The sequence below is a fragment of the Citrobacter sp. 21OH12SH02A-Citro genome, from assembly GCF_027919895.1.
GTDB lineage: Bacteria > Pseudomonadota > Gammaproteobacteria > Enterobacterales > Enterobacteriaceae > Citrobacter > Citrobacter braakii.
This window is the reverse complement of sequence record NZ_CP114801.1, coordinates 942,163-965,774: the sequence shown is the minus strand read 5'-3', so window position 1 is coordinate 965,774 and position 23,612 is coordinate 942,163. Positions and strand designations below refer to the sequence as shown.

General features: G+C 52.1%; 21 protein-coding genes. 9 read left to right on the top strand and 12 right to left on the bottom strand.

Translation table 11 applies throughout. From position 1 onward, the window contains the following. Positions 1-5 precede the first annotated feature (5 nt). From truC to syd, 3 genes are all read right to left on the bottom strand, one after another. Positions 6-788: a tRNA pseudouridine(65) synthase TruC gene (gene truC, locus O6D90_RS04685; protein WP_016157356.1), complete on the bottom strand. Its 783-nt coding sequence runs from the start codon at positions 786-788 to the stop codon at positions 6-8. Further along, a complete protein-coding gene (locus tag O6D90_RS04680; protein WP_016154244.1) occupies positions 788-1,117 on the bottom strand; it encodes a YqcC family protein in 330 nt (109 codons plus the stop codon). Before O6D90_RS04680 ends, truC begins: the two co-directional genes overlap by 1 nt. Before the next feature lie 631 nt (positions 1,118-1,748). Then, on the bottom strand, positions 1,749-2,294 hold the full coding sequence (gene syd, locus O6D90_RS04675; RefSeq protein WP_016157357.1) for a SecY-interacting protein: 546 nt from the start codon (positions 2,292-2,294) through the stop codon (positions 1,749-1,751). Between the two features lie 68 nt (positions 2,295-2,362). Between syd and queF the strand changes: the two genes are divergently transcribed. The 5 genes from queF to xni all read left to right on the top strand — a co-directional run bounded on the left by queF (position 2,363) and on the right by xni (position 8,855). After that, positions 2,363-3,211 (top strand): NADPH-dependent 7-cyano-7-deazaguanine reductase QueF, encoded by an 849-nt coding sequence (gene queF / locus O6D90_RS04670; RefSeq protein WP_016154246.1) that lies wholly within the window; start codon positions 2,363-2,365, stop codon positions 3,209-3,211. A gap of 113 nt (positions 3,212-3,324) precedes the next feature. After that, the gene (gene ppnN, locus O6D90_RS04665; RefSeq protein ID WP_003840366.1) at positions 3,325-4,689 is read left to right on the top strand and encodes a nucleotide 5'-monophosphate nucleosidase PpnN; all 1,365 of its coding nucleotides are present in this window, start codon (positions 3,325-3,327) and stop codon (positions 4,687-4,689) included. Positions 4,690-5,251: 562 nt separating this feature from the next. After that, positions 5,252-6,541, top strand: a complete 1,290-nt coding sequence (locus tag O6D90_RS04660) for an HAAAP family serine/threonine permease (protein ID WP_016154247.1) — start codon at positions 5,252-5,254, stop codon at positions 6,539-6,541. A gap of 53 nt (positions 6,542-6,594) precedes the next feature. Beyond that, positions 6,595-7,962 carry an L-serine ammonia-lyase gene (locus O6D90_RS04655; protein ID WP_016154248.1) on the top strand — a complete coding sequence of 456 codons (1,368 nt, stop codon included), beginning with the start codon at positions 6,595-6,597 and terminating at the stop codon, positions 7,960-7,962. Between the two features lie 137 nt (positions 7,963-8,099). Beyond that, a complete protein-coding gene (xni, locus tag O6D90_RS04650) occupies positions 8,100-8,855 on the top strand; it encodes a flap endonuclease Xni (protein ID WP_016154249.1) in 756 nt (251 codons plus the stop codon). A 91-nt stretch (positions 8,856-8,946) separates the two neighbouring features. Here xni and fucO read toward each other — a convergent pair whose 3' ends face one another. The 7 genes from fucO to O6D90_RS04615 form a co-directional block, all read right to left on the bottom strand. Next, complete coding sequence (gene fucO / locus O6D90_RS04645) at positions 8,947-10,095, bottom strand: lactaldehyde reductase (RefSeq protein ID WP_016157358.1); 1,149 nt, start codon at positions 10,093-10,095, stop codon at positions 8,947-8,949. A gap of 27 nt (positions 10,096-10,122) precedes the next feature. Further along, positions 10,123-10,770: an L-fuculose-phosphate aldolase gene (fucA, locus tag O6D90_RS04640; RefSeq protein WP_003034062.1), complete on the bottom strand. Its 648-nt coding sequence runs from the start codon at positions 10,768-10,770 to the stop codon at positions 10,123-10,125. Positions 10,771-10,911: 141 nt separating this feature from the next. After that, positions 10,912-11,910: a LacI family DNA-binding transcriptional regulator gene (locus tag O6D90_RS04635; protein ID WP_016154251.1), complete on the bottom strand. Its 999-nt coding sequence runs from the start codon at positions 11,908-11,910 to the stop codon at positions 10,912-10,914. A gap of 66 nt (positions 11,911-11,976) precedes the next feature. Then, complete coding sequence (locus tag O6D90_RS04630; RefSeq protein ID WP_016157360.1) at positions 11,977-13,557, bottom strand: FGGY-family carbohydrate kinase; 1,581 nt, start codon at positions 13,555-13,557, stop codon at positions 11,977-11,979. A 53-nt stretch (positions 13,558-13,610) separates the two neighbouring features. Beyond that, positions 13,611-14,561, bottom strand: a complete 951-nt coding sequence (locus tag O6D90_RS04625; RefSeq protein WP_016157361.1) for an ABC transporter substrate-binding protein — start codon at positions 14,559-14,561, stop codon at positions 13,611-13,613. Positions 14,562-14,634: 73 nt separating this feature from the next. Next, positions 14,635-15,618, bottom strand: coding sequence for an ABC transporter permease (locus O6D90_RS04620; RefSeq protein WP_003034055.1), 984 nt, complete (start codon positions 15,616-15,618; stop codon positions 14,635-14,637). Between the two features lie 3 nt (positions 15,619-15,621). Then, positions 15,622-17,121 (bottom strand): sugar ABC transporter ATP-binding protein, encoded by a 1,500-nt coding sequence (locus O6D90_RS04615; RefSeq protein ID WP_016157362.1) that lies wholly within the window; start codon positions 17,119-17,121, stop codon positions 15,622-15,624. A gap of 463 nt (positions 17,122-17,584) precedes the next feature. Here O6D90_RS04615 and fucI point away from each other — a divergent pair, with 463 nt between their 5' ends. The 4 genes from fucI to fucR all read left to right on the top strand — a co-directional run bounded on the left by fucI (position 17,585) and on the right by fucR (position 22,088). After that, positions 17,585-19,360, top strand: coding sequence for an L-fucose isomerase (gene fucI, locus O6D90_RS04610; protein WP_016157363.1), 1,776 nt, complete (start codon positions 17,585-17,587; stop codon positions 19,358-19,360). A gap of 99 nt (positions 19,361-19,459) precedes the next feature. Next, entirely contained in the window at positions 19,460-20,878 is a 1,419-nt protein-coding gene (fucK, locus tag O6D90_RS04605) for an L-fuculokinase (protein ID WP_016157364.1), read from the top strand. A 1-nt stretch (position 20,879) separates the two neighbouring features. Further along, the gene (gene fucU / locus O6D90_RS04600) at positions 20,880-21,302 is read left to right on the top strand and encodes an L-fucose mutarotase (protein ID WP_016157365.1); all 423 of its coding nucleotides are present in this window, start codon (positions 20,880-20,882) and stop codon (positions 21,300-21,302) included. Positions 21,303-21,359: 57 nt separating this feature from the next. Further along, positions 21,360-22,088, top strand: coding sequence for an L-fucose operon activator (gene fucR, locus O6D90_RS04595; protein ID WP_016157366.1), 729 nt, complete (start codon positions 21,360-21,362; stop codon positions 22,086-22,088). A 35-nt stretch (positions 22,089-22,123) separates the two neighbouring features. On the opposite strand, the gene rlmM is transcribed toward fucR, so the two are convergent. Both rlmM and O6D90_RS04585 read right to left on the bottom strand, forming a co-directional pair. After that, positions 22,124-23,224 (bottom strand): 23S rRNA (cytidine(2498)-2'-O)-methyltransferase RlmM, encoded by a 1,101-nt coding sequence (rlmM, locus tag O6D90_RS04590; RefSeq protein ID WP_016157367.1) that lies wholly within the window; start codon positions 23,222-23,224, stop codon positions 22,124-22,126. Continuing rightward, complete coding sequence (locus O6D90_RS04585) at positions 23,217-23,612, bottom strand: DUF423 domain-containing protein (RefSeq protein ID WP_003034037.1); 396 nt, start codon at positions 23,610-23,612, stop codon at positions 23,217-23,219. Before O6D90_RS04585 ends, rlmM begins: the two co-directional genes overlap by 8 nt.

The window sequence follows — 23,612 nt, the reverse complement described above, 5'->3', positions numbered from 1 at the left end:
GGGACTTAAGAATCTATCTGCTCATCCTGACCTGACAGCCCGCTGAACTCAACCCTTTCATTGTCAGGGAGAAGTCCACGCCAGCCAAACTGTGATAGCGCCTGCATCCAGACATCATCCAGCCCGGCGCGAATAACCAGCGGTTCGCCGGTGAAAGGATGAGTCAGCGCAAGCTGGCTTGCATGAAGCATCAAACGCTGACAGCCAAAGTGCTCAGCGGCGCTGCGGTTTTGCCGCAAATCACCGTGCTTACTGTCGCCGATAATCGGATGGCGTAAGTGCGCCAGATGGCGTCTGAGCTGGTGTTTTCGACCGGTTTTAGGATCCAGTTCCACCAATCCGTAACGGGTCGTCGGATAACGTCCGGTCGCTACCGGCATCTCAACCGTCGCCAAACCGCGATAATGGGTGACAGCAGGCTGCGGGCCTTTATCATCACGGGCAAATTTATCGGCGATCTTATCCAGTTCTTCGACCAGCGGGTAATCCAACACGGCATCATCCATCAGCCAGCCACGCACAATCGCATGATAGCGTTTCTGAATTTGATGATGTTCAAATTGCTGGGACAGCAGCCGCCCGGCTTCGCTGGACAGCCCCATCAGCAGTACCCCGGAAGTCGGTCTGTCGAGTCGGTGGGCGGTAAAAACGTGCTGACCAATCTGGTCGCGTACCGTTTGCATCACCACCACTTTCTCATCCCGGTCGAGCCAACTGCGGTGAACCAACCAGCCCGAAGGTTTGTTAACTGCGACCAGCCATTCGTCCTGATACAGAATCTCCAGCATCAGGCGTTATCACTTGTAAACAGAGCATCCAATTCCTGCAATGCCGTCAGGAGAATTTCGCGTTGCGGGTGATCGGCTGCCAACGCCATTTCGTAATACGGTGCGACGGCAAAAGCCTGCGGAAGCGGCTGAGCGTTATCAATCAGCGTATGCATGCGGGGAATCAATACCCATTGCAGCCACTCAACCGGCTCCATGGTATCCATACAAAAAGGCTGCGTGCTGGTAAACAGATGCTCTGCAGGCTCATCCAACCGCCAGTGATTATGTTCACGCAGTAGCGCTTCAAGCGCGTGTAACTGCTGGCGCACACGGTCATGAGTCGTCATGAAATTAACCTCAATGATGAAAAATCTGGCGCGAAGAATAGCACTAGTGAAGGGAAATAAAAAAAGGGAGCACTGTAAAAACAGTGCTCCCGGTTCGTTTCGCAGCGTTCCAGCTACTTTTAGTGCTCCCTGCTCATCCGTGACAACTTTTCCTGTGGTCTTGCGACCTTGTTCATCCTGAACTTGTGCATCCTGCTCACATCACCCCGATGTGAAAACTTCATCCTGAAGTGTCCTGGCCATCCTGACCCGCCGAACATCCTGACCGGCTCTCATTCTCCATCCTGGAGGTGTCCCTTAACGCATCCAGCGCTTTCCGCTTCGCTTCATCCTGAAGCCTGTCCTTGTAACACCGTCCTGGTGTGTCCTGCCGAAGAGCCATCATCCTGATGTTCTCTTCGTTGTGCGACTCCTTGTCGACAGATATAGAATCGCCTGTTTCGCCTTGTCTTACAAGATGCTTACAGACACTCCCTTAAGATTATTTTCGTATGAAAGTTGACAATAAAACATTAACTTTATGAATAATAAGGAATAATTATTTTATCCGTTCATTAAGTCTTTACTTATCACCTGGCAATGTCCTACAGGGTTTGTAAGAGATCTCTCACAAGGTTCAGGGCAATCTGGATTACAGAACTGGCTTAAGCTGAGTGAGAAATTCCGCAAGTGAGTCCGCCAGCACCGTTCGTTTACGGGTTCCCAGCGTTTCCTTGCACACTTCACCGGAGAGATTGCACACCGAAATGACGTCAAGCTCATTGTCCTGGGTGGCAATAAAAAGCGTAGGCGACAGCTTGAGGCGCTTTTGCGTAACCAGGTGACCAATCAGGTTTTCCTGAACGCGCCTAAAGTCGTCTTCGCTCCAGGTTTGCAGCAGCGTTAGCTTTTCATCCGCAAACTGCGCGTGCATGTCCCCGGCAAACTGGGTGGTGTAAAAAGCGTGAACGGCTGGTTGTATCACGATATCAAAGGCGCGTTCAACCGCATTGAGGTTTTTTTCGCCGACAAAAGGCTGAGGTTGCCAGAATACCGCATCGTCTGTGGAAGAAATGATGCACGGAGAAGGTACGCCATACAGCTCTTCGCTGAGGGGCCAGCTGTTGTTTTTTTCGTACCATGCGTCGCAATAACGTGTCGTAAAGGCTGTCAACGCCTGCGCTGTCAATTCGTCCACTGATTTCTCTCTTCACAAAAGCCAGGATACACTTGTCGCATAGTGTATCTGGTTTATGACGGTGAAACATGTCCTCTTATGAAAATCATCAGGCGCTTGACGGCCTGACTCTTGGTAAATCAACAGATTACCGTGACAATTACGATGCCAGCCTGCTGCAGGGCGTTCCACGCAGCCTGAACCGCGACCCGCTGGATTTACAGGCCGATAATCTGCCTTTTCACGGTGCCGATATCTGGACGCTATATGAACTGTCTTGGCTGAATGCCAACGGTTTACCGCAGGTAGCGGTCGGTCATGTAGAACTGGATTACACCAGCGTAAATCTGATTGAATCGAAAAGCTTTAAGCTTTACCTGAACAGTTTTAACCAGACGCGTTTTGATTCCTGGGATGCGGTACGCCAGACGCTGGAAAACGATCTGCGCGCTTGTGCTCAGGGTGATGTCAGCGTAGCGCTGTACCGTCTTGACGAACTGGAAGGACAACCGATAGCCCACTTTAACGGCACCTGTATCGACAATCAGGATATCGTCATCGATAACTACCAGTTCAGCACAGAGTATCTGGAAAATGCCGTTGGCGGTGAAAAAGCGGTGGAAGAGACGCTGGTCAGCCATCTGCTGAAGTCTAACTGCTTGATCACCCACCAGCCGGACTGGGGCTCCATACAGATTCAGTATCGCGGACGAAAAATCGATCGCGAGAAGCTGCTGCGTTACCTGGTCTCCTTCCGTCACCATAATGAGTTTCACGAGCAGTGCGTGGAACGCATTTTCAATGACATTCTGCGCTTCTGCCAGCCGGAGAAACTGAGCGTTTACGCACGCTACACGCGACGTGGCGGCCTGGACATTAACCCATGGCGCACCAACACCGATTTCACTCCGGCAACGGGGCGTCTGGTACGTCAGTAATCTTTTTTCTCAATTTTGCGTGCCGGATTCCGCGCGCAAGGTTGTGAAAGGTCATAAGCCAGGGCTATTGTAATCAACAGGGAATGACGTGTTGCGTCCCATAAGGAGTTTACTTGATTACACATATTAGCCCGCTTGGCTCAATGGACATGTTGTCGCAGCTGGAAGTCGATATGCTTAAACGCACGGCCAGCAGCGACCTGTATCAACTGTTTCGTAACTGTTCGCTTGCCGTTCTGAACTCCGGCAGTTTGACCGACAACAGCAAAGAGCTGCTGTCACGCTTTGAAAGTTTCGACATTAACGTGCTGCGCCGCGAACGGGGCGTAAAGCTGGAACTGATCAACCCGCCTGAAGATGCGTTTGTTGATGGACGCATTATTCGCGCACTGCAGGCCAACCTGTTTGCTGTGCTGCGCGACATTCTGTTCGTCAATGGCCAGATCCATAACGCCGGTCGCTTTCAGCATCTGGATCTTGAAAGCTCGGTGCATATTACCAACCTGGTATTCTCGATCCTGCGCAATGCCCGGGCGCTACACGTGGGTGAAGCGCCGAACATGGTCGTCTGCTGGGGGGGTCACTCAATCAACGAAAATGAGTACCTGTACGCCCGTCGCGTTGGTACCCAGTTGGGCCTGCGCGAACTGAACATCTGTACCGGCTGTGGTCCGGGGGCGATGGAAGCGCCAATGAAAGGCGCTGCGGTCGGCCACGCCCAGCAACGATACAAAGACAGCCGCTTTATCGGTATGACCGAACCGTCAATCATTGCCGCTGAGCCGCCTAACCCGCTGGTTAACGAACTGATCATCATGCCGGACATTGAAAAACGTCTGGAAGCGTTCGTGCGTATCGCCCACGGTATAATCATCTTCCCTGGCGGCGTAGGGACAGCAGAAGAGCTGCTGTATCTGCTGGGGATCCTGATGAACCCGGCCAACAAAGATCAGGTTTTACCGCTGATCCTGACTGGACCAAAAGAGAGCGCCGATTACTTCCGCGTGCTGGACGAATTTATCGTGCACACGCTGGGGGAAGATGCGCGTCGCCACTATCGCATTATCATAGACGATGCAGCAGAAGTGGCTCGTCTGATGAAAAAAGCGATGCCGCTGGTGAAAGAGAACCGCCGTGACACCGGTGATGCCTACAGCTTTAACTGGTCGATTCGTATCGCGCCTGATTTGCAGATGCCGTTCGAGCCGTCCCATGAAAACATGGCTAACCTGAAGCTGTACCCGGATCAACCCGTGGAAGTACTGGCGGCAGACCTGCGCCGTGCGTTCTCAGGGATTGTAGCCGGTAACGTGAAGGAAGTCGGGATCCGCGCCATTGAAGAGTTTGGCCCGTACAAAATCCACGGTGACCGCGAAATGATGCGCCGTATGGACGATCTCCTGCAGGGCTTTGTTGCACAGCATCGTATGAAGTTACCAGGCTCCGCGTATATCCCTTGCTACGAGATTTGCGCCTAACCTCCAACAGCCGCCAGCAGACGCTATCGCGGTGACAGTTTTGTCCATATCAAAGCCGGGTTTGGCGCATCAGCCTCCCGGCTTTTTTTAGTGATACCAGTCACATAGCTCAGACGATTATATAAATACCGATGATGTTTCATTAAAAATAGCGCGCTACGCAAACGATTACCTTTAAAACCCAACCGTGATTTATCTTAGGAAATTATTATTAGTCGCCAAAATCCTCTAAAAACAACAGTTTTTACAGCGTAACGCTCGTATCTTCGCGCCTTCGCTTTCATGATATATGTCGTTAATGTTAGCCTTCGCGCCCGTAAATTCGCTTTGACTATTTTTTAACAGATTAATGGTCCAAATTTATCCACATAAAAGGTGGATTATTGCATTTGGGATCGCGATCACTGATACATTCATTACTAAAATGTATCTTTCCGCCCGCAAATTATTACGGCGAAAAATTATATAAAAAATCGCTCAACGAATTTCGATTTACAGTCGGGTATTTTCTCATTGGATTGACCCCAAACCCGACTTTTTAAGCTTCCTCCAGGAGAAATAGATGGAAAACACTCAAACCAGCACTATCGTTACGGGCCAGACCCGCAGCGCATGGCGCAAGACAGACACCATGTGGATGCTGGGCCTTTACGGCACGGCGATTGGCGCGGGTGTATTGTTCCTGCCGATTAACGCAGGCGTAGGCGGTATGATTCCGCTGATCATCATGGCGATCCTCGCTTTCCCAATGACCTTCTTTGCACACCGCGGCCTGACTCGCTTCGTGCTGTCCGGTAAAAATCCGGGTGAAGACATTACTGAAGTTGTAGAAGAACACTTTGGTGTAGGCGCAGGTAAACTGATTACCCTGCTCTACTTCTTCGCTATCTACCCAATTCTGTTGGTCTACAGCGTAGCAATCACCAACACCGTCGAAAGCTTCCTGACCCACCAGCTGGCAATTACGCCGCCGCCGCGCGCAATCCTGTCTCTGATCCTGATTGTCGGCATGATGACCATCGTGCGTTTCGGTGAGCAGATGATCGTGAAGGCGATGAGCATCCTGGTATTCCCGTTTGTTGCCGCCCTGATGCTGCTGGCGCTGTACCTGATCCCTCAGTGGAGCGGTGCCGTTCTGGAAACCCTGTCCTTTGACTCTGCAGCAACCACCGGCAACGGACTGCTGTTGACCCTGTGGCTGGCAATTCCGGTAATGGTGTTCTCCTTCAACCACTCACCAATCATCTCCTCCTTCGCCGTGGCGAAGCGTGAAGAATACGGTGATGAAGCTGAGAAGAAATGCTCTAAGATTCTGGCATTCGCTCACATCATGATGGTGCTGACCGTTATGTTCTTCGTCTTCAGCTGCGTATTTAGCCTGACCCCAGCGGATCTGGCTGCAGCGAAAGAGCAGAACATCTCTATCCTGTCTTACCTGGCAAACCACTTTAACGCGCCGATCATTGCCTGGATGGCACCGATCATCGCGATTATCGCTATCACCAAATCCTTCCTCGGCCACTACCTGGGCGCACGTGAAGGTTTCAACGGCATGGTGATTAAGTCTCTGCGCGGCAAAGGCAAAACCATCGAAATCAACAAACTGAACAAAATCACTGCGCTGTTCATGCTGGTAACCACCTGGATTGTGGCGACGCTGAACCCAAGTATCCTCGGTATGATTGAAACCCTGGGTGGCCCAATCATCGCGATGATTCTGTTCCTGATGCCGATGTATGCAATTCAGAAAGTACCGGCAATGCGTAAATACAGCGGCCATATCAGCAACGTCTTCGTTGTGATTATGGGCCTGATCGCTATCTCCGCTATTTTCTACTCTCTGTTCAGTTAATTCCCCTGCGCCGCTCCTCGGGGCGGCGCACCTCGATACACAATGGACGCCTCATGATTAGCGTATTCGATATTTTCAAAATCGGCATTGGCCCTTCCAGCTCCCACACTGTTGGCCCGATGAAAGCAGGCAAACAATTCACGGATGACCTGATTGCACGCGGAATTCTCACTGACGTAACCCGCGTAGTGGTTGATGTCTATGGCTCCTTGTCTCTGACGGGGAAAGGTCACCATACCGACATCGCGATTATTATGGGCCTGGCGGGTAATCTGCCGGATACCGTAGACATTGATGCCATCCCGGCCTTTATCCAGGATGTGAATACTCATGGACGTTTGCTGCTGGCGGACGGTCAACATGAGGTCGAGTTCCCGGTCGACAAGTGCATGAATTTCCATGCGGACAATCTGTCCCTGCACGAAAACGGGATGCGTATTACCGCACTGGCGGGCGAAAAAGCCATTTACAGCCAGACTTACTATTCCATTGGCGGTGGGTTCATCGTTGATGAAGAACATTTTGGTTTACCGAACAACTCTCCGGTAAACGTGCCGTATCCGTATAAATCTGCGGCTGATTTGCAACGTCACTGCCAGGAAACCGGCCTGTCACTTTCCGGTCTGATGATGCAAAACGAACTGGCGCTGCACAGCAAAGAAGAGCTGGAACAACACTTCGCCAACGTCTGGGACGTCATGCGCAGCGGGATTGAGCGCGGCATCACCACCGAAGGTGTATTGCCGGGCAAACTGCGCGTTCCGCGTCGCGCGGCGGCGCTGCGTCGTATGCTGGTCAGCAGCGACAAAACCACTACTGATCCGATGGCGGTTGTTGACTGGATCAACATGTTCGCGCTGGCCGTGAACGAAGAAAACGCTGCCGGTGGACGCGTGGTTACGGCGCCAACTAATGGCGCATGCGGGATTGTTCCTGCCGTGCTGGCGTACTACGACAAGTTTATCCGCGAAGTGAATGCTAACTCGCTGGCACGCTACATGCTGGTCGCGAGCGCCATTGGTTCACTGTACAAGATGAACGCCTCTATCTCTGGCGCCGAAGTAGGCTGTCAGGGTGAAGTCGGCGTTGCCTGCTCCATGGCTGCGGCCGGTCTGGCTGAACTGCTGGGCGGTAGCCCAATGCAGGTGTGCATCGCGGCGGAAATCGGTATGGAACATAACCTGGGTCTGACCTGCGATCCGGTTGCCGGCCAGGTGCAGGTACCGTGCATTGAGCGTAACGCCATTGCTTCGGTTAAAGCAGTGAACGCCGCACGTATGGCGCTGCGCCGTACCAGCGAACCGCGCGTGTGCCTTGATAAAGTCATCGAGACCATGTACGAAACCGGTAAAGACATGAACGCCAAATACCGTGAAACATCTCGCGGCGGTCTGGCGATGAAGATTGTCACCTGCGATTAAGTCCCACCACGTTTCAGGATCTGTAGGCCGGATGAGGCGCTCGCCGCCATCCGGTCTACGGATAACGCTATTTCGCAACACTCGCCTCCCCTCGCCGTGAATGTTACCCTACAAACTTATTTGTTAGGGAGAACACCGTGGCCGTCCACCTGCTCATTGTCGATGCACTGAATCTTATCCGCCGCATTCACGCCGTACAGGGCTCACCCTGCGTAGAGACGTGCCAGCACGCGCTCGATCAGTTGATTGTGCACAGTCAGCCTACGCACGCCGTGGCGGTATTCGATGATGAAGCGCGCAACAGCGGCTGGCGTCACCAACGGTTGCCTGACTACAAAGCAGGTCGCCCCCCGATGCCTGATGAATTGCACCAGGAAATGCCCGCCTTACGCGCCGCTTTTGAACAGCGCGGCGTCTGCTGTTGGGTCTCCAGCGGGAATGAAGCCGATGATTTAGCCGCAACCCTGGCGGTTAAAGTGAGCCAGGCGGGACATCAGGCTACCATCGTCTCAACCGATAAAGGCTATTGTCAGTTGCTCTCCCCGACGCTGCGTATTCGTGACTACTTCCAAAAACGCTGGCTGGATGCACCGTTTATTGAGAAAGAGTTTGGCGTGCTGCCGCAGCAGTTGCCTGATTACTGGGGACTGGCCGGGATCAGCAGTTCGAAAGTACCGGGGGTTGCAGGTATTGGTCCCAAAAGCGCCACGCAGCTGCTCGTACAGTTTCAACATCTGGAAGGCATTTACGCGCATCTTGATGAAGTACCGGACAAGTGGCGCAAGAAACTAGAGATGCACCAGGAGATGGCGTTTCTGTGTCGCGATATCGCACGGCTGCAAACGGACTTACATATCGATGGAAACCTGCAGCAATTACGGTTGGTGCGATAGGTCTGTTGCCGAATGGCGCTGTGCTTATCTGGCCTACACGTCGAACACACCGGTAGGCCGGATAAGGCTTTCACGCCGTCACGCTGAAAAATTACCAGGCGGTGTGGTACAGCTCAACGATATCCCCAAGATTCGCTTCACGGGGATTTCCCCCGGTACAAACATCGTCCAATGCCGCCTGCGCCAGCGCAGGAATATCCTCTTTACGTACGCCAACATCGCGTAAATGCAGTGGGATCCCTACATCGCGGTTAAGGGCGAAGACGGCATCTACTGCCGCTTTACGTGCCTCTGCCAGCGTCAGTTCTTCAACCTTAACTCCCATCACCCGGGCGATATCGCGGAATTTTTCCCCGGTGAATTCGGCGTTATAGCGCATCACGTGCGGCAGCAAAATGGCATTTGCTACGCCGTGCGGCGTGTTATAAAACGCGCCTAACGGGTGTGCCATTCCATGCACTAATCCCAGACCAACGTTGGAAAAGCCCATCCCTGCCACGTACTGGCCCAGCGCCATCGCTTCCCCGGCCTGGGTATCGCCCGCAACGGAACCACGTAATGCCCCGGCTATCATTTCAATGGCTTTAATGTGCAGCGCATCGGTAAGCGCCCATGCAGCCCGCGTAATGTACCCCTCAATAGCATGGGTCAGGGCATCCACTCCGGTGGCAGCTTTTAGCGCCGCTGGCATGCCGTCCATCATGTCTGCATCGATGAACGCTACCTGTGGGATGTCATGGGGGTCGACACAAACAAACTTACGCCGATTTTCTTCGTCAGTGATCACGTAGTTAATGGTCACTTCCGCTGCCGTTCCCGCGGTGGTGGGGATAGCCATAACCGGCACGCTCGGGTTGCGCGTTGGCGATAACCCTTCAAGGCTGCGTACATCCGCAAACTCAGGGTTATTATTGATAATGCCAATCGCTTTACAGGTATCCTGAGGGGAGCCTCCGCCGATGGCGATCAGATAGTCTGCGCCGCTTTGCTGAAAGACACCCAACCCTTCCTGCACCACCGCAATGGTTGGGTTAGGAATAACGCCTGAATAGATTTCCCATGCCAGACCAGCAGCATCCATTCGGGAAGTCACCTTATCGACAACGCCGCACTGCACCAGATTTTTATCAGTCACAATCAACGCTTTGCGATAACCACGACGGATGACTTCATCGGTTAATGCACCAACAGCTCCCCGGCCAAACCATGCCGTTTCGTTCAGAATCATTCTGTTCGCCATCGTATTTCTCCTTTTCGCTATGCGAAATTACTCTTCAATGCGTAATCCGTAAGATTTGAATTTCTCCAGCACAATGGCGATCTCCTCGTCATCCAGCACCGGCACCGGGTCAACAATCGCCAGCGTGCTCAGATAAAGGCGGGCCAGAACTTCCACTTCATGCGCCAACCACAGTGCTTTTTCCAAATTCGCTTCACAAGCAATCAACCCATGGTGCTGTAAAAGCGTTGCCTTACGGTTTTTCAGGGCGACGCTCACATGCTCTGACAGCTCTCGTGTACCAAACGTCGCATAAGGCGCACACGGAATAGAGTTCCCCCCAGCCGCCGCAATCATGTAGTGAATTGCCGGGATAGGGCGATTAAGAATAGAAACGGCCGTGCAATGTACGGCATGGTTATGGACAACCGCATTGGCATCGGGACGCGTCTGGTATGCCGCCAGGTGAAAACGCCATTCACTGGAGGGTAATTGTCCTTTATCATATTTCCCGTCGTTATCTACATACACGATCATATTTTCAGTAAGTCTTTCGTAAGGAATACCGCTGGGCGTGATCAGCATCCCATTTTCATAACGCGCACTCACATTTCCCGCCGTCCCCTGATTCAATCCAAGGCTGGTCATTTCAAGGCAGGTTTCAATGATTTCTCGCGACAAACGCATTCTTTCCATAATGATTCTCCGGGTACAGTTTCCCCTCGTCTTTATTGCGAAAAATGCAGCCGCAGAGTAAGACGGGTCAGGTTTCAGATACAGGCAGCCACTGAACGTATATATTCAGGTTCAGTAGGCCGATTTATTTATAGCGGCGTATTAAGGTTGTCTTACGCGCTTAATAAGTTTCATCTCAACTTTTACAGTTTCTTTAATTGGCTGGTCATCAATAGCACTCATCATCATATCGAACGCTTTTTCCGCCCAAACATTTTCATCCTGCTGCATTGACCAGACATTATTGGCGAGGAATCCCAGCATTGGGTGTTCATCGAATGTCCCAATATTAATTTCAGGTGGAATTGTGCCAAAACGATTACGAATAGCGTTAATGGCCCCCTCCAGTACGGGTAATGATGAGGCGATAAATGCCTGTGGGCAGCCCTGTTCGCCGATCAACTCATCCATCAGTCGATAACCCCCCTCGGGCGTGTTGTCCGGCCCTTCGCGCACCCAATCGCTATGCAAAATACCATTATTGTTCAATGCATTAAGATAACCTTGCAAACGGTCGCCGATGCTGGGTAATCCGGTATCTCCCACCAAAAACCAGATCGGCGACTTTCCAGCGTCAAACAAACTTTGCGTCAATTTTTCGCCGCCCAAAATGTTATGGCTTTCTACCAGAGCGTTATCGGTATACTTAAAATCACGGTCAAGTAACACCATCGGTTTTCTGACCTGACGTAAATGGTGCTGCTGATTCTCTAATGTTGAGGGAACAATAAAAAGGCCATCGACATTGCGAGCTATTAACGCTTTGGTCAGTTTATTTTCGTAATCAACATCGTCATAGGTACAGCTAATCGTTAGCTGATAACCGGAACGACGACAGCGTTGCTCAAGTTTTTCTGCGAGTGTGGCAAAAAACACGTTGGAAATATTGGGCACAATCAATCCCAACGTATCCGTTTTATTCAATTTCAGGCTGCGTGCTGAATGGTTAATGACGTAACCATAGCGCTCGACATATTCATTAATACGCGTTTGGGTTTTGACACTGATTCGATATTGCTCTGCTTTCCCGTTCAGCACCAGTCGTACGGTCGTAACCGATAAATTCAGATCGCTGGCTATCTGTTCTACTGTTTTAGCCATTTATATGCCCCAGTTCACATCCAAAAACGTCAATCTACAATCATAAAAGTATTTTAAACTTTTGTCTTACTGCATAAGTTGGTTAATCGCCTGCTGCTGATCCCACATCATCAGATAAGCCTGATATTTGCGGTCATAGAAGTTGCGCCGTGCCGGGTTAGCCTTAATCACCTCGCCTGATCGAACCATCGCCTGGCATGCAGATGGAATATTTTCCCACGCGCCGCAGGCAACCGCGCCAGTGATGGCCGCCCCTAACGTCACCGCATCCTCTTCCTGCATCAGATGAATATCGCATCCGGTGGCATCGGCATATTCTCGCAACCACAGTGGGTTATGCGTTGCGCCGCCGCACAGCGTCAGTCGGGAAATGGTGTGACCGTTTTCGCGCATCACTTCCATAATATGTCGCGTACCGCAGGCGATCGCCTGTAATGTCGCCAGGTACAGACGAGCAACCTGCATCTCGCCTCGCTCAAGAGTCAAACCGCAAACACTCCCCCGGGCATCGGGTCGCGCGCGCGGTGAACGATTACCGTGATGATCGGCCAACACATGCAAATAACGACCTGGCTCTGACTCCTGCGCCTCAAGTGCGGCAACCCATTCATTAACTAAAACGATGGGATGGCAACCCCGCGCCTCAGCCTTGTGAAATAGCGCCGCGCTGGCTCCTGACTCCTGAAGCGTCCAGTCGACTAACGCCCCAGCAGCACTTTGCCCCCCTTCTGTCAGCCAGTAGCCTGGCAGCATGGCTGACCAGTACGGCCCCCATACACCTGGTGTATGAATTTCCTGCTCGCTGCACAGCATATGGCAATTTGACGTTCCGCTGATCAACGCCAACGTCCCCTCAGGCTCAACACCGGCAAGCGCTACTCCGCCCGCATGGGCATCAATCATTCCGCTGGCGACGACCACTGCAGTCGTCAGCCCCAGCGCCTGGGCCGCATCGGTGCTAAGCGTTCCAACGGCAGCGCCTGGCGGCAGGATCCGCGACGGGATTTTTCCCAACAAATCCGTTAGCTCAACAGCGTCAAGCAGGGAGTGGCTAAAGCGTTGTTCATGTGCCAGATAGTTCCATTTACACGTCAGCGTGCACAGACCAGCAACATCACAGGCGGTAGCTTTAGAGACCAGAAAGTCCGCCAGATCGTAGAAGCGATACGCACTCTGCCAGGTGGCTGGAAAATGGTTTTTCAGCCACAGTACTTTAGGAAGCTCCATTTCGACGCTGACTTCACCGCCAACGTAGCGCAGAGCCGGATCCTGCGTGGCGTTTATACGTTGCGTCTCCTGCGCCGCACGATGATCCATCCACATGATGATGTTATGGTCTGATGGCTCGCCTGGCGAAACTGCCAGACCCCGCCCCTGTTCATCCAGTGCCACCAATGAACAGGTGGCATCAAATCCCAATGCGCGGATCTCCTCAATGCGAACCCCGGATGACGACACCGCCTCCTTCACTGCATGGCAAACCTGCTGCCAGATTTCTGCAGATGACTGCTCAACCCGCTCAGGACCGGGTCGAAACTGCGAGATGGCGTGTGTCGCAAAAGCCAGCCGTTTGCCACTGGCATCAAAGACACCAGCCCTGACGCTGGCGGAACCGACATCCACACCGAGGAAATATCCACTGCCCATAGTAACTCCCTGACGCTGGCGAATGATGGGGCGAGCACTTCGCCCCAACGGTGTTATTTTTTACCGAATGGGTGTAACAGCTTGTCAATTTCCGGGGTGTCAATGTTCTTCGCATTAACGAATTTAACCGGAATATCAATTTCTTTCGGTACAGACTGACCCGATACCGCTGCATTTAGTGTCTTGATACCCTGGTAGCCAATCTGATAAGCGTCCTGCACGACAAAGCCCTGAATGACCCCAGACTTCAGGAAAGCAATGATTGCCTCGGTGCTATCAAAACCAATCACTTTCACTTTGCCTTTCAGGTTTTGACTATCAATGGCGTTTGCTACGCCCAGCGTTGAGCCTTCATTGGTGCCATAAATCCCTGCAATATCAGGGTTGGCCTGGATCATATCGATGGTTTTATCCATCGCTTTTTGCGGATCGCCATCGCTGTACTGGACCGGGAGCACCTGGATTTCCGGGTATTTCTCCTTCATGCGGGCAATAAACCCTTCCGAACGCTCAATCGCTGAGGAGGTCCCCGCTACGTGCGCAATAATGCCCACTTTACCTTTGCTGCCCACTTCCGCTGCCAGTGCATCCGCCGCTTCAGCACCGGCTTTACGGTTATTCGTGGCGACAAAGCTCACTGGGATATCGGAATTCACGCCGGAGTCAAACGTCACAACTTTAATGCCGCGTGAATTTGCAGTCTCAACTAATGGCGCCAGCGCATTGGCATCTAACGCTGCCAGCAATAGTCCATTGGGTTTTTGCGCCATCGCGTTTTCAACTAGCTGAATCTGCTCGGCAATCTGAGTTTCATCCGCCGGGCCAACATAGCTGGTTTTATCACCCGACTCTTTTGCTGCCGCTTCCGTCCCCATTTTTACGGTTTGCCAGAATTCATGCTGGAAACCTTTACTGACCACCGGAAGGTTCATATCTTTAGCCAATACGCTGGATGTCATACAGGCCAGCAGGGATAACGCATAGACAAAATTCCTGGTTCTCATTGTTTTACTCCGTTCTGAGTGAGTCACCCTAAACGTCAGGGTTATGATGCCCCGTGACTTCCGGGAGCGTAAATCAACGAATTTTTTTGCGTAATGTATCGAGATAAACCGCAGCAATGACCACCACGCCCATGGCCACCATTTGCCAGAACTGGGAAACCCCCATCAGGTTCAGACCATTTTTCAACACGCTCATAATGAATGCGCCGATGATAGTCCCGCCGATGGTGCCAATTCCTCCCATCAGGCTCGTACCGCCAATAACAACCGCCGCGATGGCTTCCAGTTCATAACCCACGCCAACCGTTGGCTGACCAGAGTTCAGACGTGAGGCCAGAATAACCCCGGCGATCCCGGTCAGCAGACCGCAAAAGGCGTAGACGAAAATTTTGACGCGTTGAACTTTAATTCCGGAAAGGTGTGCGGCCACCTCATTGCTACCCACAGCGTAAACATAGCGACCAATCACCGTTTTCTTCAGGATGTAGGCGGCGATTAGCGCCACCACCACCAGGTAAAAAACGGGATAAGGCAACACATCGAACAAACGTCCCTGGGCCAGCATTTTGAAGGTGGGGTAATCAGCGAAATAAATCGCACGACCATCTGTCATCACCATATTGATGCCTCTGACGGACATCATCAGGCCCAGCGTGGCGATAAAAGGCGGGATAGTCATTTTGGTGACCAGCAGACCATTGATATAGCCGCATAATCCACCGGCCAGCACCCCGGCCAGAATACATACGGGCAGAGGCAATCCCAGCGTGGCGCTGATGCCCACCGCAACACCCGAAAAGGCCACCACCGAGCCAAGAGAAAGGTCGATTCCTGACGTGATAATGACGAAGGTAACGCCAATCGCCATAATGCCAATCACTGAAGTTTGCAGAGCGATTGTCATGATGTTTTCAGTGTTAAAGAAAAATGGCGAACCAAAGCTAAAAAATATTACTAAAATAATCAGACTCAAAAGCGGCGCAAGGCGCATTAAAAGTTCTTTGTTAATTTTTATTTTCTTATTATTGCTGTCTGAAGAGGTTACAGAGATAGTCATAAATTAGTCCTCTAACGTCGCATATTGCATGATTTTTTCTTGTGTGGCGTCATCAGAAGCTAACTCCCCGGTAATACGTCCATTACGCATCACTAAAATGCGATCGCACATACCCAGCACTTCCGGTAATTCAGAGGAGATCATGATAATTGACTTCCCTTTTGCCACCAGTCGATTCATTAATTCATAAATCTCAAGTTTGGCACCCACATCAATACCGCGAGTGGGTTCATCAAAGATGAGAATATCGGTGTCTTTACACACCCATCTGGCAATAATAATTTTCTGCTGATTACCACCACTTAAATTCAGAGCAGCCTGTTCTAAATGTGGTGTTTTAATGCGTAGGGCTTTCACCTGTTCTTCGCTGGTTTTCTGACAACGTTTGCTGTCCACGTTGCCATAACGATCGGAATACTCAGGATAATTGCCCAACATAATATTGCGCTCAACGGACAGTCCTAATGCCAGCCCCTCTTTTTTCCTGTCCTCGGTTAAATAGCTGATACCCTGTTTGATAGCATCAGGAATATCTTTAATTACCGTCACGCTACCGTTCAGCTTGAGGGTTCCGCCATCAATGGGATCCGCACCAAAAATTGCCCGCGCCAGCTCAGTACGTCCTGCCCCCATCAGACCGGCGAAGCCCAAAATTTCGCCCTGATACAGAGTGAAATCAATATTGTTCAATACGCCATTGCGTGTCAGACCGCTTACTTCCAACACCGGTTTGCGTTGAGCCAAAGGTTCGCGGCGAGGATAGATATTGCCAAGATCGCGCCCAACCATCATGGCAATCAGATCGCTAATTTTAACCGCATCATAATCCACAGTGGCAATAAACTGACCATCCCGCATCACCGTCGCGCGATCGGCGATCAGCGCCAGTTCCTCTAACCTGTGCGAGATATAAACAATGCCCGTTCCCTGTTCTTTCAGCAAACGAGTTACCTGAAATAAGCTGTCAATTTCCGTTTCGGTCAGTGCTGCCGTCGGTTCATCCATAATAAGAATCTTGGCATTCACCGATATCGCTTTAGCAATCTCAACCATTTGTTGTTGCGCGACGGTCAGATCGGCCACCAGCGTTTCTGGAGAGATATTCAGGTTTAATTTTTGCAAAATATCGATAGCTGCCTGTCGCTGTTGTTTTTCATCCAGACGCCAGCGATTATTTTTGCAAAACTCCCTGCCAATAAATATATTATCTTCCACCGTGAGTTCAGGGAAAAGGTTAAACTCCTGGTGAATGATGGTGATACCTGCGCTTTGTGCACTCAACGGGTTCGCAAAAGTAACAGGTTGTCCCTCAAAAATAATATCCCCTTCATCAGGCTGATAAACACCGGATAAAATCTTCATCAACGTAGACTTTCCTGCGCCATTCTCACCCAGCAGCGCATGAACCTCTCCTTTGCGTAAAGCAAAATCCACATTACTCAACGCTAATACGCCGGGAAAACGTTTCGTAATATGACTCATCTGTAAAAATGTTTCAGACATTGCTGCTTTCCTCAATATACAGAAACTGCAATCAGTGAATCAGGCGCAAAACGTTGCCAGGAAGCCATCGTCACCGTTAATGCGAATACTACCTATAAGTTCATATGCGTTTTATCAATTATGCTAACTCGAGTTAGCGAAGTGCCTTTTAAAGCTATTTTAGCTACTCAAAATAGCCAAATCATTTGGTTTAAAACTGTGACGCTGAACAGACAATTTATTACAACCAATTAATTTAAAAAGGATTTATTGAAAATACCCGTCCTGGTTTATTTGACGCAGATCGAATTTTAACCACTTCTCGTGAAGCCTCTCACAGTTCCACAACAAAAAAGTTGTGCAAAAAACTCTCTAATACCTAAGCTAACTCGAGTTAGCAAAAATGGGTTATTCAGCCAACTGCGACGGTGGTGTTCAACATCCGCTTTTGCAGCACGGCATAAAGTGAGATGAGGAACCTCGAATGAACAAAAATAGCTTACCGAAAATTGGAATTCGTCCGGTGATTGATGGGCGCCGTATGGGTGTTCGTGAATCGCTCGAAGAGCAAACCATGAATATGGCAAAAGCCACTGCTGCGCTGATCACAGAGAAACTTCGTCACGCCTGTGGTGCACAAATTGAATGTGTGATTGCCGACACTTGCATTGCCGGGATGGCTGAATCTGCCGCCTGTGAAGAAAAATTCAGCAGCCTGAACGTAGGCGTGACGATTACTGTTACCCCATGCTGGTGCTACGGTAGCGAAACCATCGACATGGATCCGATGCGCCCGAAAGCTATCTGGGGCTTTAACGGAACAGAACGTCCCGGCGCAGTTTATCTGGCCGCAGCATTGGCTGCGCATAATCAAAAAGGACTTCCCGCCTTCTCTATTTACGGCCATGACGTACAGGATGCCGGCGATACCACGATCCCTGCCGATGTTGAAGAAAAATTGCTGCGCTTTGCCCGTGCGGGCCTGGCGGTTGCCAGTATGAAAGGCAAAAGCTACCTGTCCGTAGGCGGCGTTTCAATGGGCATTGCTGGCTCGATTGTCGATCATAACTTCTTTGAGTCCTGGCTGGGAATGAAGGTTCAACCCGTTGATATGACCGAACTGCGTCGTCGCATCGACCAAAAAATCTATGACGAAGCTGAGCTGGAAATGGCGCTGGCATGGGCGGATAAAAACTTCCGCTACGGTGAAGATCAGAACGCACAGCAATATAAACGTAACGCAGAGCAGAGCCGTGTGGTGCTGAAAGAGAGCCTGTTGATGGCCATGTGCATTCGCGACATGATGCAGGGTAACCAGAAACTGGCAGACAAAGGTCGGGTTGAAGAGTCGCTGGGGTACAACGCGATTGCCGCAGGCTTCCAGGGCCAGCGTCACTGGACCGATCAATACTCGAATGGCGATACCGCCGAAGCACTGCTCAACAGCTCCTTTGACTGGAACGGCATTCGCGAACCGTTCGTTGTCGCCACCGAAAACGACAGCCTGAACGGCGTGGCGATGCTGTTTGGTCATCAACTCACCGGCACAGCGCAGGTCTTTGCCGATGTGCGCACCTACTGGTCGCCAGAGGCGGTTGAACGCGTCACGGGTAAACCGCTGACCGGCCTTGCTGAGCACGGTATTATTCACCTGATTAACTCCGGCTCGGCAGCGCTGGATGGCTCCTGCAAACAGCGCGACGGCGAAGGGAAACCGACCATGAAGCCGCACTGGGAGATCTCACAGAAAGAGGCGGATGATTGCCTTGCGGCTACCGAATGGTGTCCGGCTATTCACGAATACTTCCGCGGCGGCGGCTATTCTTCTCGCTTCCTGACTGAGGGCGGCGTGCCGTTCACCATGACCCGCATCAACATCATCAAAGGCTTGGGCCCGGTGCTGCAAATCGCGGAAGGCTGGAGCGTGGAATTGCCGAAAGAGATGCACGCCCAGCTTGATGCGCGCACCAACTCCACCTGGCCAACCACCTGGTTCGCCCCGCGCTTAACCGGTAAAGGCCCGTTCAGCGATGTCTATTCCGTCATGGCTAACTGGGGCGCAAACCACGGCGTACTGACGATTGGTCACGTGGGCGCGGACTTTATTACGCTCGCCGCCATGCTGCGTATCCCGGTTTGTATGCACAACGTGGAAGACGAAAAAATTTACCGCCCTTCAGCCTGGGCAGCCCATGGTATGGATATGGAAGGCCAGGATTATCGCGCCTGCCAGAACTACGGCCCGCTGTATAAGCGTTAATGTGACTCCGGCCCGGTGGCGCAAGATTACCGGGCCTGCGCGGTGAATTTTGTAGGCCGGGTAAGCGCTGCGCCATCCGGCTACGTTTGGGGAGCTATTATGAAACAAGACGTTATCCTGGTTCTCGACTGTGGCGCGACCAACGTGCGGGCTATCGCCGTTGACCGACAGGGAAAGATTGTCGCCCGCGCAGCAACCCCGAACGCCAGTGACATCGCAACAGAAAACAGTACCTGGCATCAATGGTCGCTGGAGGCCATTCTGCAACGCTTCGCCGATTGCTGTCAGCGCCTCTGCACGCAACTGGCCGCCTGCCATGTCCGCGGGATCGCCGTCACCACTTTTGGCGTAGACGGCGCGCTGGTTGATAAGAACGGCAAGCAGCTGTATCCGGTGATTAGCTGGAAATGCCCACGCACCGCAGCGGTGATGGAGAATATTCACCGCTACATATCACCGCAGCAATTGCAGGAAATTTCCGGCGTCGGCGCATTTAGCTTCAACACGCTGTATAAACTGGTGTGGCTGAAAGAAAACCATCCGCAATTTCTGGAGCAGGCGCACGCCTGGTTGTTTATCTCGTCGCTTATCAACCACCGTTTAACCGGCGAGTTCACTACAGATATCACCATGGCGGGCACCAGCCAGCTGCTGGACATCCGGCAGCGCAATTTTAGTCATGACATTTTGCAAGCTACGGGCATACCGCGCCGTCTGTTCCCGCGCCTGGTTGAAGCAGGCGAACAGATTGGGGCTTTGCAACCAGAGGCTGCCAGCCTGCTCGGGCTTACGGCGGGAATTCCGGTCATCTCTGCCGGACACGACACGCAGTTTGCGCTATTTGGCGCTGGAGCCCAGCCAGATGAACCGGTGCTCTCTTCCGGCACATGGGAAATTCTGATGGTGCGCAGTGCCCAAGTGGATACCTCCCAGCTCAGCCAATATGCGGGTTCCACTTGTGAGCTGGATAGCCAGGCTGGACTGAATAACCCCGGCATGCAGTGGCTGGCTTCCGGTGTACTCGAGTGGGTGCGTAAGCTGCTGTGGACTGCCGACACCCCCTGGCAGATGCTGATTGACGAAGCCAGGGCCATCCCGGCAGGCGCCGAAGGTGTGAAGATGCACTGCGACCTGCTGGCCTGTCAGAATGCGGGCTGGCAAGGGGTTACGCTCAATACCACCCGTGGGCACTTTTATCGCGCCGCGCTGGAAGGACTGACAGAACAGCTGCAGCGAAACCTCCATACGCTGGAAAAAATCGGTCATTTCCAGGCCACAGAACTGCTATTGGTTGGTGGGGGAAGCCGCAACGCGTTGTGGAATCAGATCAAAGCGAATGTTCTCGGGATACCTGTCAAAGTGCTGGATGACGCCGAAACCACCGTGGCAGGTGCCGCAATGTTTGCGTGGTCAGGCATTGGGGAATTTGCCTCACCGGAACAGGCACGCGGGCAGGTACGCTACCAGTACCGTTACTTCTATCCGCAAACCGAATCCGAACTAACAGGAGTCGAGTAACATGCTCAAAACAATATCTCCCTTAATTTCGCCCGACCTGCTGAAGGTACTGGCTGAAATGGGCCACGGCGATGAGATTATATTTTCCGATGCCCACTTCCCGGCCCACAGCATGGGACCGCAGGTTATCCGCGCCGACGGTCTATTGGTCAGCGACCTGCTACAGGCGATTATTCCGCTCTTTGAACTGGACAGCTATGCCCCACCGCTGGTGATGATGGCGGCTGTTGAAGGCGATGCCCTCGATCCTGACGTCGAGGCCCGCTATCGTCAGGCGCTTTCACTGCAACCCCCCTGCCCGGACATCACACGTATTGACCGCTATGCCTTCTATGAACGCGCGCAACAGGCGTTTGCGATCGTTATCACAGGAGAGCGGGCAAAGTACGGGAATATTCTATTAAAAAAAGGAGTAACCCCGTAATCTCTGGTCTGAATGCCCGTCAGCTACGGGCATTCATCATAAGATGAGGATCAGAACATGAAAGCGGCGCGCCAGCAGGCGATCGTAGATCTGCTTACCAACCACAAAAATCTGACAACCGAAACCCTTGCTTTGCAACTTAAGGTCAGCAAAGAGACCATCCGCCGCGATCTCAGCGAGCTACAAGCCCAGGGAAAAGTGCTGCGCAATCACGGGCGGGCCAAAGTGATTCATCGGCAAAATCAGGACAGCGGCGACCCGTTTCATATGCGACTCAAAAGCCACTATGCCCACAAAGCGAATATTGCCCGCGAAGCGCTGGCATGGATCGAAGAAGGTATGGTGATAGCCCTGGACGCCAGCTCAACGTGCTGGTACCTGGCGCGACAGTTACCGGACATCAACATTCACGTCTTTACCAACAGCCAGCCCATTTGCCAGGAATTGGCTAAACGCGAACACCTTCAGCTCATCAGCTCCGGCGGTCGCCTTGAGCGTAAATACGGTTGCTATGTTAACCCCTCGCTCATCTCGCAGCTCAAACCACTCGAGATCGATCTGTTTATTTTTTCCTGCGTAGGGATCGACAGCGACGGCGCACTCTGGGACTCTAACGCGACCAATGCCGACTTCAAGTCCATTCTGCTTAAGCGCGCAGCGCAGTCATTATTGCTGATCGATAAAAGTAAATTTAATCGTTCGGGAGAGGCCCGGATTGGGCATCTGGATGATGTGACGCATATTATTTCAGATACGCCGCTGATTGAAACAATGCAGGCCGGATAAGGCATTTACGCCTTCATCCGGCCTGCAATTTTACCTTATCGCTCGTCGCGACGACCACCAATAGCAGCCCACAGGCGACGGACGTGCACGGTGACTTCTTCACGGTCATGATACAGCTGACGCGCCTGAATCTGGGCATTTACACCATGCTCGTCAAGCTGTGCCTGAATATAAGCCAGGTTTTGCGACACCTCTTCGTAGCGTTTTTTCATCGGCAGCTTGAGGTTGAAGATAGTCTCACGACACCAGCCGTTGACCAGCCATTGCGCCATCAGGGCGGCAACCTTCGCGGGCTTTTCCACCATGTCGCAAACCATCCACGAAATGTTATTGCGATTTGGCCGGTACTTAAATCCGTCTTCGCGCAGCCAGGTAACTTGTCCGGTATCCATCAGACTTTGCGCCATCGGACCATTATCCACGGAGTAAACCCACATGTTGCGTTTAACCAGTTGATAGGTCCAACCGCCCGGGCATGCCCCTAAATCCACCGCATACATTCCGTTAGCCAGACGTTCATCCCACTCATCGGCAGGAATAAACACGTGCAGCGCTTCTTCCAGCTTCAGTGTTGAACGGCTCGGCGCATCGGCCGGGAACTTCAGACGCGGAATGCCCATGTAGAACGGGGAGTTATTGTCAGGCCAGGAATAGCCGGTATAGCAACAGCCTGGTGCGATAAAGAACACATGAACCACCGGACGTTTTGGCGTTTCATACTTTGCCAGCACACCCGCTTCCCGCAGCGCCGCGCGCAGCGGTACGGTAAACTTACGGCAAAATTTAACCAACTCTTTGCTTTCATTGGTATCAGCAACTTCAACGCGCAGATCGCCGCCTTTCTCCACCACGCCCTGCAACATGCCGACAATCGGCGTAATGCGGTCTTCCGGCGGTAAATATTGCAGCAGTTCGCCCACCACAAACATTTGACGGGCAAAAATCAGCGAGCTAAACGGCAACTCTTTCACTAACTTTTCGGCATCGTCCTGCTGATAGCATTCGAAGATGACGTAACCCGCATTGTCTTTCACGCGGGCAAAACCGAAGATTTCCCGGCGTCCTGCTTTATCCGTAATTTCTGCGGCGCACTCTTTTTCAAAACCTGGGCGACACAACAATACAACCTTATTCATGGCTAACGCCCTTACGTTTCAATCGAATAGCGCCCACTAACATCAGCGCCCAGCCCACAAGGAAGCTGAAACCGCCGACGGGGGTAACAAACGCCCACAGGCGTAAATGCGAGAGCGCGAGGCAATACAGGCTGCCGCTAAACAGCACCGTTCCTAATGCCAAAAACACGCTACTCCAGTAAAACCAAATGCTAATGCGCCGCTGCATGGCGACGGCCAGGCCAAATATAGCCAGCGTATGGAACGCCTGATACTCGAGGCCAGTCTGGATCCACCCCATCTCAACGACACCGAGGGTTTTACTCAGAACATGTGCCCCAAAGGCGCCCAACGCCACAAAGATAAAGCCACTTACGGCGGCAAAAATCAGCATAAAACGGCTGGTCAT

Bases quoted from the DNA above. Each gene is read 5' to 3' on its own strand.
- truC (WP_016157356.1), bottom strand. From the start codon at position 788: ATGCTGGAGATTCTGTATCAGGACGAATGGCTGGTCGCAGTTAACAAA.
- O6D90_RS04680 (WP_016154244.1), bottom strand. From the start codon at position 1,117: ATGACGACTCATGACCGTGTGCGCCAGCAGTTACACGCGCTTGAAGCG.
- queF (WP_016154246.1), top strand. From the start codon at position 2,363: ATGTCCTCTTATGAAAATCATCAGGCGCTTGACGGCCTGACTCTTGGT.
- O6D90_RS04660 (WP_016154247.1), top strand. From the start codon at position 5,252: ATGGAAAACACTCAAACCAGCACTATCGTTACGGGCCAGACCCGCAGC.
- O6D90_RS04655 (WP_016154248.1), top strand. From the start codon at position 6,595: ATGATTAGCGTATTCGATATTTTCAAAATCGGCATTGGCCCTTCCAGC.
- fucO (WP_016157358.1), bottom strand. From the start codon at position 10,095: ATGGCGAACAGAATGATTCTGAACGAAACGGCATGGTTTGGCCGGGGA.
- fucA (WP_003034062.1), bottom strand. From the start codon at position 10,770: ATGGAAAGAATGCGTTTGTCGCGAGAAATCATTGAAACCTGCCTTGAA.
- O6D90_RS04635 (WP_016154251.1), bottom strand. From the start codon at position 11,910: ATGGCTAAAACAGTAGAACAGATAGCCAGCGATCTGAATTTATCGGTT.
- O6D90_RS04630 (WP_016157360.1), bottom strand. From the start codon at position 13,557: ATGGGCAGTGGATATTTCCTCGGTGTGGATGTCGGTTCCGCCAGCGTC.
- O6D90_RS04625 (WP_016157361.1), bottom strand. From the start codon at position 14,561: ATGAGAACCAGGAATTTTGTCTATGCGTTATCCCTGCTGGCCTGTATG.
- O6D90_RS04620 (WP_003034055.1), bottom strand. From the start codon at position 15,618: ATGACTATCTCTGTAACCTCTTCAGACAGCAATAATAAGAAAATAAAA.
- O6D90_RS04615 (WP_016157362.1), bottom strand. From the start codon at position 17,121: ATGTCTGAAACATTTTTACAGATGAGTCATATTACGAAACGTTTTCCC.
- fucI (WP_016157363.1), top strand. From the start codon at position 17,585: ATGAACAAAAATAGCTTACCGAAAATTGGAATTCGTCCGGTGATTGAT.
- fucK (WP_016157364.1), top strand. From the start codon at position 19,460: ATGAAACAAGACGTTATCCTGGTTCTCGACTGTGGCGCGACCAACGTG.
- fucU (WP_016157365.1), top strand. From the start codon at position 20,880: ATGCTCAAAACAATATCTCCCTTAATTTCGCCCGACCTGCTGAAGGTA.
- fucR (WP_016157366.1), top strand. From the start codon at position 21,360: ATGAAAGCGGCGCGCCAGCAGGCGATCGTAGATCTGCTTACCAACCAC.
- rlmM (WP_016157367.1), bottom strand. From the start codon at position 23,224: ATGAATAAGGTTGTATTGTTGTGTCGCCCAGGTTTTGAAAAAGAGTGC.
- O6D90_RS04585 (WP_003034037.1), bottom strand. From the start codon at position 23,612: ATGACCAGCCGTTTTATGCTGATTTTTGCCGCCGTAAGTGGCTTTATC.